Source organism: Poriferisphaera sp. WC338, from assembly GCF_050931845.1.
Classification (GTDB): domain Bacteria; phylum Planctomycetota; class Phycisphaerae; order Phycisphaerales; family Phycisphaeraceae; genus Poriferisphaera.
Window position 1 is genome coordinate 937,864 of the sequence record NZ_CP194516.1, and the last position, 12,925, is coordinate 950,788.

The 12,925-nt window shown below is 49.5% G+C and carries 10 protein-coding genes and 1 tRNA gene; 5 read left to right on the plus strand and 6 right to left on the minus strand.

What is annotated here, in order from left to right; all coding sequences use genetic code 11:
• Window positions 1–23: 23 nt before the first annotated feature.
• From ACQ6WK_RS03760 to ACQ6WK_RS03780, 5 genes are all read right to left on the minus strand, one after another.
• On the minus strand, window positions 24–2,009 hold the full coding sequence (locus ACQ6WK_RS03760) for a peptidoglycan D,D-transpeptidase FtsI family protein (RefSeq protein WP_432799410.1): 1,986 nt from the start codon (window positions 2,007–2,009) through the stop codon (window positions 24–26).
• A gap of 47 nt (window positions 2,010–2,056) precedes the next feature.
• Window positions 2,057–2,344, minus strand: coding sequence for a hypothetical protein (locus ACQ6WK_RS03765; protein ID WP_432799411.1), 288 nt, complete (start codon window positions 2,342–2,344; stop codon window positions 2,057–2,059).
• Between the two features lie 48 nt (window positions 2,345–2,392).
• A complete protein-coding gene (locus ACQ6WK_RS03770) occupies window positions 2,393–3,802 on the minus strand; it encodes a LysM peptidoglycan-binding domain-containing protein (protein ID WP_432799412.1) in 1,410 nt (469 codons plus the stop codon).
• Window positions 3,803–3,925: 123 nt separating this feature from the next.
• Entirely contained in the window at window positions 3,926–4,897 is a 972-nt protein-coding gene (gene rsmH / locus ACQ6WK_RS03775) for a 16S rRNA (cytosine(1402)-N(4))-methyltransferase RsmH (RefSeq protein ID WP_432799413.1), read from the minus strand.
• Between the two features lie 130 nt (window positions 4,898–5,027).
• Window positions 5,028–5,762 (minus strand): PEP-CTERM sorting domain-containing protein, encoded by a 735-nt coding sequence (locus tag ACQ6WK_RS03780; RefSeq protein WP_432799414.1) that lies wholly within the window; start codon window positions 5,760–5,762, stop codon window positions 5,028–5,030.
• 512 nt (window positions 5,763–6,274) lie between these two features.
• Here ACQ6WK_RS03780 and hslV point away from each other — a divergent pair.
• Together hslV and ACQ6WK_RS03790 are read left to right on the plus strand one after the other, a co-directional pair.
• Entirely contained in the window at window positions 6,275–6,829 is a 555-nt protein-coding gene (gene hslV, locus ACQ6WK_RS03785; protein ID WP_432799415.1) for an ATP-dependent protease subunit HslV, read from the plus strand.
• Window positions 6,830–6,944: 115 nt separating this feature from the next.
• Window positions 6,945–7,028, plus strand: a tRNA-Leu gene (locus ACQ6WK_RS03790).
• A 49-nt stretch (window positions 7,029–7,077) separates the two neighbouring features.
• Here ACQ6WK_RS03790 and ACQ6WK_RS03795 read toward each other — a convergent pair.
• A complete protein-coding gene (locus ACQ6WK_RS03795) occupies window positions 7,078–7,860 on the minus strand; it encodes a helix-turn-helix domain-containing protein (protein WP_432799416.1) in 783 nt (260 codons plus the stop codon).
• Between the two features lie 148 nt (window positions 7,861–8,008).
• On the opposite strand from ACQ6WK_RS03795, the gene ACQ6WK_RS03800 reads away from it, so the two are divergent.
• The 3 genes from ACQ6WK_RS03800 (at window position 8,009) to ACQ6WK_RS03810 (ending at window position 12,768) form a co-directional block, all read left to right on the plus strand.
• The gene (locus tag ACQ6WK_RS03800) at window positions 8,009–8,833 is read left to right on the plus strand and encodes a DUF1559 domain-containing protein (RefSeq protein ID WP_432799417.1); all 825 of its coding nucleotides are present in this window, start codon (window positions 8,009–8,011) and stop codon (window positions 8,831–8,833) included.
• 66 nt (window positions 8,834–8,899) lie between these two features.
• Complete coding sequence (locus ACQ6WK_RS03805) at window positions 8,900–9,706, plus strand: PEP-CTERM sorting domain-containing protein (RefSeq protein WP_432799418.1); 807 nt, start codon at window positions 8,900–8,902, stop codon at window positions 9,704–9,706.
• 80 nt (window positions 9,707–9,786) lie between these two features.
• Window positions 9,787–12,768, plus strand: a complete 2,982-nt coding sequence (locus ACQ6WK_RS03810; protein WP_432799419.1) for an FG-GAP repeat domain-containing protein — start codon at window positions 9,787–9,789, stop codon at window positions 12,766–12,768.
• Window positions 12,769–12,925 lie beyond the last annotated feature (157 nt).

The window sequence follows — 12,925 nt, forward strand, 5'->3', positions numbered from 1 at the left end:
CACAAATATTGTGAATAAAAGGTTTAGCCGCCGTTCATCACGGTTTGTAGTACAGCCTCATCCGTAGCTTCGCCCTTTGGTGGAACACCCATATAGAGAAGTGTTCGCTCGATAACCGCACGTACAGCGGGGGCGCTGACCAACCCGCCATAGTGAGCAATGCTTTTATCTGGATCTTTTACAAAGCAGCCGACCACAAGCCTCGGTTGATCGAGTGGTGCGCAACCTACGAATGAACTCATATATCGGTCTTCAAAATAGCCTTTGCCGGGATTGACCAACTGAGCGGTGCCTGTTTTGCCAAAGATTTCGTACATATCGGAGTCCGCTTTGCCTCCGCCGCCCTCTTGGACTTGTCGTCGCATGGTTTCGCGGGTGAATTCCGCAACCCCGCTGCTCAGAACGCGCTGTTGGAGGAAGTCACCAGTACTGGTTTCGTTCGACATGGTGATGCGTGGCGTGAGCAGAAGTCCACCATTGGCGATCGCGCTGTAGGCACGCACCATCTGTAAGCCGGTGACACCAATCTCTTGGCCGAACGAGAGTGAGTGTTTTGAATAATTTTTGTTCCAATTTTTAAGTGGGTTGAGCTTGCCCTCAATTTCACCGGGGAGGCGACTGCCTGTTTTTTGTCCATAGCCAAACGAGTTCAGGATTTCGTACATCTCTTTTTGGGAAATCCGATCAACCGCTTTGCTCATACCGATGTTCGAGCTTTTGATCAATACACCCTGCCAATCCAGTGTGCCATTGGGATGAGAGTCACGGATGCGTCGGCCATAAGGTGTACGCCATGCACCTTCATAGGTATTGAATTTTTCAGTTGGTTTTACACGTCCGAGTTGCGTCACACCGCTCCAAACAATCGGCTTCATGATTGAGCCTGGTTCGAATAAATTTGTCACTGCGCGGTTGAGTTGCTGCTCGGTTTTTTGATCTTTGAATTTGTTTGGATCGAATTGTGGATAGTTAACCATGGCGAGGATCTCGCCAGTCATCGGGGCCATCACGATCATGATGCCGCTTTTAGCGTTGTGTTGATCGACGGTTTTTTTGAGTTCTTCCGCGACAATTTGTTGGATAGCGATGTCGATGGTTAGCCGAACATCTTTGCCGTCCTCATTGCCTTCATAGGAGTCGCTTGCAACCCAGAGCGGCTTGCCCTTGGCGTCACGGAGATACTTGAACTTGCCAGCTTCGCCGCTGAGCATCTTGTCGTATTTCAGTTCGAGTCCCGCAAGCCCCACGCCTTCCGTACCGACAAACCCGACCAGTTGGCCAGCCAGTTTGCCTTGCGGATAATCACGCACTAGGCGGTTGTCCGTCGCGAGTCCTGCAAGCTTCAGATCACTGTACTTTTCAAGCTTTTCATCACTCATTCGTTGGTCGAGAACGATGTATCTGCCGTCAGGGTATTTGGAGATCGTTTTCTCAACCCAGACTGGATCGTAGCCTAGCTCGTAGGCAACAGTCGGACTAAAAGCGCCACGATCCTTGATGAGTTTGGAGTCGACGAATAGGCGTTTGGCAACGCTGGTGATCGCCAGCGGTCGACCTTTACGGTCAGTAATCGTCCCGCGCCGTTCGAGTAATGTCTTTTTGGAGAATTGGCTATTCAATCTAGATTCGATGTCTTCGCTGGGACGCATTTGTAGTTGCACTACACGGCCAAGCAATACAACAAACAGAATTGCTATGGCACCAACCATCGCGCGACCGGTCCAAAGTACACGCCTTGCGCCTTCAGATTCGCCACCACGTTCACCACTGCGCATGGGTGGCGCTTTTTTGCCAATGCCGGTGGCGCGTGCAAACAAACCAAACTTCGCAGGGTCTGGTGTGTCGTAGAAGTCATCAGCTTTGATGTCATTCTCTGAGTCGTATTCGTTATTTGTTTTGGCTTCGAGAGCCGCCTGCCCAAGTTCTTCGCACATATCATCGCCGTTAGCCATGTCATATGCATCGTCTTCGTGCTCATCATCGATATGATCAAACAGTCCCTGCTGCATCCTAGCATGCTCCTGATGGTGCGATGTCTATCCGTGTGTTAGATTGATCATTCCCCACTGACTACACGCATGTTGTTTTCAGTTGCGGAGGTTGGAGAAGGCGTAGCTGGTTCAAGGACAAGGTTAGCGCGTGCGCTGGCTTCCTTGAGTGATTGCGGATCGGTTTTTTCAGCGATCTTAACTTGCTTCTCCCAGATGTCTCGGCGGATGACATCCATCTCGCTGTGCAAACGGGTCATTTCGTGCATCATTTCAAGACGTTGTTGACGCAGCGCAAGCAGGCCGATTCCGATGGCTGCGGCACAGATGATCGCCACAAGTAATCTTGAAAACATCACACGCTCCTTGATGGGGACGTTTGTCCGCTTTATCGCGCGGTCTGTTTAGGGCAGCTTGAGTGTTTGCCCGACTTTAACACTGTCGGGGCTGTCGAGGGTAGCTTTGTTGAGTTCGTAGATTTCTCGCCACCGCGAGCCATCTTTGAGTTGTGATAGAGCGATATTAGTGAGGTTGTCACCACTTTGAACTTTATATGTTTGGGTGCGTGTTACGGGTCGTGTGGGTTGGCGAAGCTCCGCAATCGTGTTCCGCTGAATCACGTTGTTTCTACTGGCAGAGGTATTGTTTGCGATAACGGGCAATTTCAATGTCATACCCGAACGCAGGTCGCTTGCATTTTGCATCTGGTCTTTGTTGGCTTGGAGGAGTTTCTTCCAGTGCCGGACACTGCCAAGATGTTTTTGCGAGAGCTCACTGAGCGTATCGCCGGGAGAGACTTTGATAGTGTTTGCACTTGAAGCACTGAGGCGGATTTGTGGAGTTACCACTGTACGTCGGGCACCTTCATTGGTGACGGGTACAAAGGTCAATTCTGCTTTGGGCTGGCGTGGAATGATCAGTTTGATGCCGGAACGGACGTGTCCGTCGCTGTTCACATTTTTAGGATTGGCTTTAGCGATTTTCCGCCAAAGGTCGCCGTTGCCGTAGTACTTTTGGGCAATGCGGTAGAGGTTTTCGTTGGACTTAACCGTGTGCATCACGTGAGTGCTTGCGTTTTCGACTGGCTTGTTTTTAGGTGGGTTGTTTAAGACGCGCTGACTGATGCCATTAATGCGGTTGGCCATGTTCTGTGATGGCGTATTTGTCTTATTACTGGGTGTAAGTTGGCGAGGTGTAGGAATTTGTTTTTCTTCGCGCTGTTGCATCTGTGCGACTCGCTGCTGATATGAGTTGTTTGCCGCTGGGGCAGAGGTGGTGGAACGTGACTGAAGATTATTTTTGAAACTACTGGATTGGCTGAGCGAGCGGCCGGTTGTTGATGTGGTAGTGTTTGAAGTTTGGTTTTGTGCGGCTTGTCCTTCGACAGCTTGCGCCTTGGGCAGATTGGTGAACTGGCTGGTCAGGCTTGGCCGAGGCTGGCGAAGGTCCAGCGTGTTGCTGGGGTTGCGGTGCGTATCCAGTAGCGGATTGGCGCGTGTAGCATCCACAGCCTGTGGTTCGGTAGCAGTTCGTCTTGGACTGTAGTAGGAAGGCCTTGCGGCGGGAAGTGCTCTGTTGGTGGGGCTTGCATTGGTACGCGGCAGATCCGCAGCACTTGAATAGCGGCTGTCTGGGTTTGGCTTGGTTTGCGTCGATGTCGTGCTGTTGCCAGCTTCACCTGCAAACTGGCGAGTCATTTGTTCGTCGGCGGGTGAATCTTCGTTCACTACCGAAAGATGATCACTGACAATAATCCCGATCAACAGGATTACGGCAACACCAAAAAGTAGTCCGACTTTTGTTTCACGTGTCATGGCTGGCCATCCATGTCCAGGGTTAATGCTTTGCCCGTCGCCATCCTAGCGACATCAAAATTCTAACACATTCTGTTCCAACCTGCCGCTGCAAATTGTGTGCTTGATTTTTTCCACGCTGTCCTAACGCACCCGTTTGATCACACGCAGTTTTGCACTTCGGCTACGTGGATTATCGTTGCATTCATCGTCTTGTGCTATGACGACTTTACGGTTGATAAGTTGCCAGTCGCCGCGCTGTTTGAGCGCGCGGAATGCTAACTTTACTCGTCGATCTTCAAGCGAGTGGAAACTGATTACACCCACGCGCCCGCCGACTTTGACCAGATCTGATTCGCGCGACAGAGTCGCTAAGAAATGGTCCAACGCCGCAAGCTCACCGTTTACTGCAATTCGTAGTGCCATGAATGTTCGTGTCGCGGGATGAATCCGACTTTTACGTCCACCACCCGGATAGCATCCGCGCACAAGCTCGGCAAGCTCGCATGTGCTTTCTATCGGACCATCCTTCCTCTTTTCCACAATTTTTCGTGCAATCCTTCTGCTAAGTCGCTCTTCACCAAATTGGTAGATCACGTCGGCGAGTTCAGTCTCATCTAGCTCGTTGACCAGCTCGGCTGCTGTGACGCCGTCGCCGGTGGTGTCGAGACGCATGTCGAGTGGGCCGTCCTCGCGGAAACTCATGCCGCGAGCCCCATCGTCCATCTGGTTCGAGGCGAAGCCTAGGTCAGCAAGGATGATATCTGTGCCATGGATATTCAGGTCCTGCAAAACCCGATCCATCTCGGTGAAATTTCGGTTGATGATGTTGATTTGCACGTGGTCGCCGAGCTGGTGGGCGACTTTTTGTAGCCTGTTTCGAGCGAAATCGGCGTTGAGGGGATCGACATCCATGCCAATGTAAGTGCCTTTGGCTCCGTCATTTCCAATGGCACGGGTCAGCATTTCGCCGTGCCCGCCGCGGCCAGCAGTACAGTCGAGGACGGTCTCACCCGGCTGTGGGGCCAGCAAGGACATTACCTCCCGCCAGAGCACGGGTTTGTGCCCGACTTCCGCCCCGTTAAATGCATCTTTGGCTTCAAAATCTTGATCCATCCCACCATCATACCTGCGACCACCAGCCCACACACGCCCACGAAAAAACCTGCTCACCCTTTCGGGAGAGACAGGTTTACAACTCTCTAAGCCGTCCCTTATCCGGAGGTTCTATTCCCGGTATCGCGTTTTAAGTGTGTAGCTTCTTGCGGCGAATCATCATTACTGCACCACCCAAACCCATCAGTATTATCCCGCTGGGCTCTGGGACGGGTGCATCAAAACCCACCACAAGGTTTGGCGTATGGCTGGAAAAAACCACTCCATCACTTAACTCGACTGATGGACTGTTTCCAAGGGCACTGCCAATGCCAACGACGCGCAGCCATGCATCATCACCCGGCGACATTCCTGCATACATCGCGCCCAGCAGTAGTGATACGTCACGTTGCACGTCGTTTTCACCACTACCCCCGCTAATAATCGTTGCATCCGGCGACAAACTGCCACGTACAATCAAGGCTTCCGATGCAGTTGCAATCCCGTCGTTACCAATATCGAAAAACAGTTGTAGATCTGAACCCGCTGATTGATGGACGCGCAGATCAAGCATCGCAAACTGGAATGTTGCGCCTGTTGGAAGGTCCGGAAGTTTGACCTCAAACACAAAACGGTTTTCAGTAATGAGATCAAGACCCGCGACATTTTCGAGTATTGAACTTGATTTACCAAGCCCACCAACCGCATCGGTGGCAACATCTGTTAGCTCGACAAAATCTTTTAGTGTTGACTGTTCATAGATCAATTCAACGGCTCTGCCATGTGATTCGTCACCGATGATGGTGTCCGCTTGGATGGTTGTACTTCCTGCTAAAAAACCGCTGAAAATCAAACTTAAAGCAACTATTCCTGATTGCGTCTTCATACCTGATCTCCTTGTGATAGACGGCTATATGCATACCGTATACCCGATTGCTAAATGGCATCATTCAGCAATATGGCGCATCAATATGCGTTATGAATCTGATTGAATTACCCGCTGATCGCCGCATACAGATCGTTGCTAAAAGACATGCAACACAGGCGAACGTGTTGATCACGGATAAGTATCGCCCGGATGAGCGGATTGGCCAGAACTTTTGTCCGCAAAATTTTAACAACCACTTTTAGTCGCGTTACAGCCTTTATAGATTGACGGTGTGTTTGCCTAATCGCTACAGATCAACCTACTGTGGGCATTGGACAACTCAAATAACCAAAGATCAACACCTAGATAATCTCTTTGCACACATGCGTTTGTGCCGATGCAAAATCCGTGTTGAGGGGAAGTTTTTGGGAATGGGGTTTATGGCGATGGAACGGCCAATATGGAGGTGATCAAACTTCCAGGGAAGAGTGGGGTCGCTCATCCACGAACAGGCAACTACAATAATGAGCATGAAGAAACCAAAAATCAGATCCACAACTGTTCTCTCCGTACGCCGTGGCAATCAGGTTGCGATAGCTGGCGATGGGCAGGTGACGATGGGCAATACGGTTGCAAAAGCGGATGCAACGAAGGTTCGTATTCTGCCAGAGCTTGGTGCCGAAAAAGCTGGTGTGTTGGTCGGCTTTGCGGGTTCAGCTGCGGATGCGTTTGCACTGCTAGAGCGGTTTGAAGAACACTTGCGAGATTCACCAGCAAACGTGAAACGCGCTTGTGTTGAGCTTGCTAAGCAATGGCGGACTGATCGCGCGTTGCGGAAGTTGGAGGCGCTGCTTTCTGTGGCAGACCGTGAATCGTCACTGCTTGTTTCGGGGACGGGTGACGTGATAGAGCCTTCCGATGGTGTTTTAGGGATTGGGTCAGGTGGTGATTTCGCGCGATCGGCAGCTCGGGCGTTGCTGACACATACGGATCAGTCGCCGGAGGAGATTGTTCGTAATGCGATGGCGATTGCAGGCGATTTGTGTATCTACTCGAATACGAATATTACGGTGCAGTCATTGTAAGTGTAGTTTGAGACGGGTTTTCCCACGCCCTTATCCACACCAGCTTACCGCTGTAGTCATGGTTTGAATCGCAGGTGACATCGGCTAAAATGGCTCGCTACCAATAAACACACAAGCCCGTGTGGCGGAATTGGCAGACGCGCCGTCTTCAGGTGGCGGTCCAGGCAACTGGGTAGAGGTTCGAGTCCTCTCACGGGCATTCTCGCAACGCTTTGCAGATCGCAAGGCGTTGTTTTTTATGTTTCATTTTAATCGAATATAGCGAGACTTTGTTCTCGCCATTTTCCCGGGGGTAGGCCATGCGATTCACGAAATCTACGAATGAAATGGTTAACGTCCTGATAGCCACAGATATGAGAGATTTCTTTGATCGATAGGTAAGGTGATTGTAAACAGGTTTCCGCGGCTCGCATACGCTGATTGTGTAGGTAACGGATGGGGCTCGTTTCCAGATGTGTTCTGAAAAGCAGATGAAGATTGCTGGTACTCATGTTGATGGCTTCAGCCAATTTGTCGATGGTAAGTGGCTGATCAAGATGATCTTTAATATATCGCATCGCGGTTTTTAGTTGCAAAGGAATATGTTTTTCTTCTTGTTCTTGAGTGAGAAGATTGCTGAGGTATTCAAGTACGCCGTGGAAGATTGCATTGTAGGCTGAGCTGAACGTTTGTTGATGGATTGAATGAACCAACAGTTGCATACAGGTGCTTACAAAATGTGTGTCTGCAAGATGAAATACTTGTGGCCTTGAAGCTTGCAATCGGTGTGATCCGGTGAAGCCACAGTAAATGGTTTCGATGAAGCTATCGGATACTTGGTCATGCACTTGGCGGGCGGGGATGTAAATTACATCGCCTTGGCTTGCATGCAACATTCCATTATCGGTGTTCACATCACATGTGCCTTGTCGGATGAAAATCAGTTCTGAGCAAAAATGGGCATGATTTCTAACGCGTTCATCTCGTTTGTGTGTTCCTACAAAGAGGAGTTGGACTTGGGTGTTTGTTGGGGAAATGAGGCTGGAAGACATACCATGATTGTATTTCTGTGCTATATATTGTCAATATAATCATCTATTTTGCGTATTGTATTGCTGTATCATACTAGTGTAGACAGGCATTGTGAAAACTAATGGTTAAAAGTTTCATGTTGCAGGAATGTAGAAAGGGAGTCGTCCAATGTTTAGTCAGGCAGAGGTATCAACATCGAGTCGCCGTGTTTTGTGTAAACATGCATTCACGCTCGTAGAACTTTTAGTTGTCATATCGATAATTGCATTGTTAATTGGTATTCTCCTGCCAGCATTATCCAAAGCAAGAGATGCGGCAAGAAATGCTCAGTGTTTGGCAAATCTTCATCAGATTGCGATAGCGCAAACAGCCTATAGCGTGGATGAACAGCGGTATCCCGTTCATTATGCTGAGACTCATACGGCTTCCAGTTATTGGCCGCAGCAGGTATCAGATCATATTGATCCTGATCATGATGTACGGCCGATGCTTGAGCGTTATCTAACAGATGTGAATTTTTTAAATTGTCCTTTCTTGGATGCTGTTGATCGCAGTGTTGACGCGATTCCAACCGGGACGGTGCGCGTTTATATGGATTACATTCTTGTGCCGGGCTTCTGGCGGGATCGGGTGAATGGGGCATGGACAGATAATCGTTGGGTACGGCCTGAGGCGATTTGGCGTTTTGAGGATCATAAGGTGGAGGTCATTGCCGGGGATCGGCTTTACCGTGATAGTAGTTCAGGTTCGACAATAGCCAATCATATTCAGAATGTGTCGGGTTTTAATGTTATTCAGCGTAGCGGACCAGGCTGGGCGGAAAGCACTTATCGCGCTAATTTCGCGGTTGACCCACGTAAGGATTGCGACGCTAACTTTGCTTTTAAAGATGGTTCAGCCTCGGCTTATGGTGGTGATGATGAATCACTTGTTGATGTTCGGATCGAAGCAATTGCCAGTGGTTCTCGCGTATTTGCGATGCCACTTCGTTAAGAAATTCTTATTCCAACAATATCGGATTGTTATTTTGGTCAAAAACTAATATTAGGAGGTTTCATCATGATGAATGCAAAGATATTGATCAGCGCGGTAGCTGTATCCACTTGTTTGGGGATTTCATACCAAGCTCAATCTGCAGCCGTGCTCGAGAGTTTTGATTATACGGATACTGCAACATTGGACGGTCAGGGCGCAGCTGGCAGTGGTTGGGCTGGAGCTTGGAGTCAAGGTGGTGGCGCGACTACAACCGCAACCATAGCGTCACTAGGTCTTACGCATCCTAATGTCAGTTCTGCAGGCAATAAAGCGGTTATCACACCAACAGGATCATCCACGTTCCTGACAAGATCATTAAGTGATACTTACGGCGCTGATGGTACCACCACGTATATCAGTTTCCTTGGTGAAAGATTGAATGATGCCAACACGACTACTCGCTTTTTTGGATTGAAGCTCGCAGGTAGCAGCAATGGTTTGCTGATCGGACAGAAATCGTTTGGCAGCAAGTGGGGAATTGTCGCAGGTAGCACTTCTGTGGATTCGACTGTTGATACGCTGGATGCGGCATTGATTGTGGTACGACTTGATGCGGTGGCGGGTGCGGATACGCTCACGTTGTGGGTGAACCCAGATCTCTCACTCACGGAAGCAAGCAATACGCCTGCAGCTCAAATCACAACGGTTGATATTGGCACGTTTAATTCAGTTCGTCTTGATGCGAGTGAGACCGCAATTCCTGGTGCGGATTACGAGATCGATGAAATCTCGATTAGCAATGAAGGCTCACCTTTTGTGGTGCCAGAACCCGCAAGCTTGATGTTGTTAGGTTTGGCGATGCCACTTTTGGCGTGTCGACGTGGTCGGTAATTAATAGACCCATCGCATTAGGATCGGACTGCGACGGTGTAGCTCGATCCTATTTTTTTACTCAAATTTTGGATACGAAGATGCAGCGATCAATGTGTTTTAAGGTGGTATTTCTTATAGGAATATTCATTCAGCTTTCAACGATTGGCCATGCTGCATATACGGTTTTTGATCATCAAGGTACTCAGAATAGTTTTTACGTGCGACGAGGAGAAGTTATACGGTGGCCAAATGATAAACCTTCAGAGCCATTAACGCTTTATCGCAAGCATCAGCCGGAGCAGGGGACCTGGGATAATATTCAAATCGATCAGCCACAACCCAGATCACTTAATGGCAACATGATGTTGAGTATGATGATCAATGCGGTGCCGCACAACAAGGAAGAGCTCTCGCGCATTCGGCGTATCGAGCTGACAATTGAAGGAGTGGGAAGCCGGGTGTTTGAATCTGATATGGCGATGTATCGCATCAACAACAAGCGTGTGTCGGAGAAGAAATGGATCGACCTTGACCGAAGTAAACGGTCGTGGCAGCGATTGACCTTGGATCTTTCAGATGTATTGCAGCCGAATGATCGTGTGAAGCGTATCACGATTCAGTTTACCAATAAGCTGGATTTGTATGTGCGTGAGGTGCAGTTTATGGGAGGGGCGAAATCTTCTGCGCAGGATGCGAAGACGTTAGCGCGGTTTGGGCGTTTAGAAACGCGATCAAATCAAAGTGATTTCCCGTGGGTGATAGACAGTTCATATCGCATTATATATCGGTGCGAAACATTGCCGGGTGGAATTTCCAAACCGCTAGCATGGGCGGAAATTGATTTGATTGGGATGAAGTTGAAGGGATTACTGCCGGGATTGGGTGGAGATCCGCTATCTGTATGTGTTGTGGCATATGATCCTAAGACGCAAAAGCCGATCAAGCAGCGTGATGAAGTTGAATCAAGCACGTACCTCGTTGCATCAAAAGCTGAGCAGTGGGCACGATTACCCATGCCTTACCATCGCAACCAAGTGAGGCGGCCATTACAGGTTTCATGGTTACGTGACGATCAAGGTAAAACACAGCCGATTTATGCGATCTATTTTGATCTTATTGGTAGCAAGTCACCTTCAAAACCGCAGACACCGGCGGCCTTGGGCACGGGTGACGCGTTGGCGTTTGGCCAATCAGCCGGACCGATTGCGACGCGCGGGGTTCCGATGCCGCTTGATTATAATCAGGACGGTTTAATGGATTTGATGACGGTTTGTGGCACGGTGCCAGACCGCGGCGTGTATCTGATGTTGAACAAGGGTACTGCTGAGCAAGAGCTAATGAGTGCGCCGATTTATCTGGGATCAGCTTCGATCAAGGGTACGCCTCAGGTTGCAGATGTGGATGGGGATGGCACGTTGGATATAGCACATGAAGGCGGATTTTATCGCAACGTGATTGAAGCGGGATTTACGAATCACGTGCGCATTGCTGATCCACCGGAGTTTGACATTTGGCGAACGATACCGCCAAGTCGAGGTGGACGTGGCAGTTGGTCGTTTACGGATTGGGATGGCGATGGTGTTCGAGATGTGCTGATTGGTACAAATGAATGGACGGATTATGGTTGGACGATGGCATATAACAAAGAAGGGAAGTGGACACGCGGGCCGCTTAAGGGGCAGTTTTATTTTTTCCGTAATCGTGGGAGCCATCAGGATTATGTGCTTGAGTACCCGGAACGATTGATGATCGATGGAGAAACGCCAGCCAATGTTTATGGTTACGCCAGTCCTGTGGCTGTCGATATTGACCGAGATGGTGATCTTGATCTGCTTACCGGCGACTTTCTTGATCGGCTGATGATCTTTGAGAATATCGGAGATCGAAGGCATCCAAAATTAGCGGCACCGATAGATGTGCAAACAACCCAAGGCGCGTTTCGTGCAGACCGGCAAGTTGTGACGCCAGTGGTGACGGACTGGGACGGTGATGGCGATATAGATATTTTGTTGCGATGTGAGGGTGCTTGGGCGACGCTGCTTGAAAACAGTTCGGGTGAGGGCACGGGGATGCCAGTCTTTCTGCCGGAACGCGTGATTCGTTGTGAGAATGATCGGCTTAACGTGGGTGAGTTACCGGTGGTTGATATGCATGATTGGGATGGTGACGGCGATGAGGATTTGATTTTTGGGAATAGCTCGGGGGAATTGGGTTGGTTTGAAAATACATCGCAAGGGAAGCATCTCAGTTTTGATAACGCGGTGTTGTTGCAGATTGATGGCAAGCCGTTTCGTTTATTGCCGGGGGAGAGCGGTTCGTTGCAAGGGCCGGCGGAAGCGCTTTGGGGTTATACGGTTCCGGATGTTGCGGATTGGGATCATGATGGGACGCCTGACATTATGTACAACAGTGTTCTAGGCGAAATTGATTGGATTGAGAAAAAGGCAGGATCGCATCAGGAAGTACAGCCCGCGAAGCCGGTGATGGTAGCGTGGGATGGGCCGACGCCGAAACCTGCCTGGCGATGGTGGGATCCCAAGCCCGGACATTGGCTGACGCAATGGCGTTGCAATGTGCGGATGATCGATTGGAATCATGATGAGTTGCTAGATGTTGTGACGCTGGACACAGAGGGTTATCTGGTGTTGCACAAGCGGTTCATGGAGAAGGGGCAATTGAAACTTGGGCCGGCGCAACGCATTTTTATGAACGAATCGAATAGACCATTTCGCGCCAATCATGTACGGCCGGGTAATAGCGGGCGTATTAAATTTGATTTTGCAGATTGGGATCAAGATGGAGATCTTGATTACATGCAAGTGGTCCCCGCAAGTTGGCATCGCGGGAATGCGGTCTGGTATGAAAATATTGGCACGAATCAGTCGCCGATTCTAGCTAAGCGTAACGATTTGGGAGATGTGGTGCTTACAGGTCACACAAGTAGCCCACGATGGATCGATCTTGATCGTAATGGGACGCTGGATGTTCTGATTGCAGCAGAGGATGGCCATTTCTATTTTTTCAGTGGCGAATACATCAAGTACAAAGATCAGATGCAGGCAAAGCCAGTCCTTAATTAGATAAGCATTGAAGAAAGCACATGGTATTGATTATGTCGCAGGTTAATACCGCAGCCGGTGATGGCGGATTGCGTGGTGCTTGTGCCTGAGACGATGCTTCTGTTTGTGGGTGGATCGTCGGTTTGTTTTTGCCGTTGTGGTCGTTAATGAGATGCTC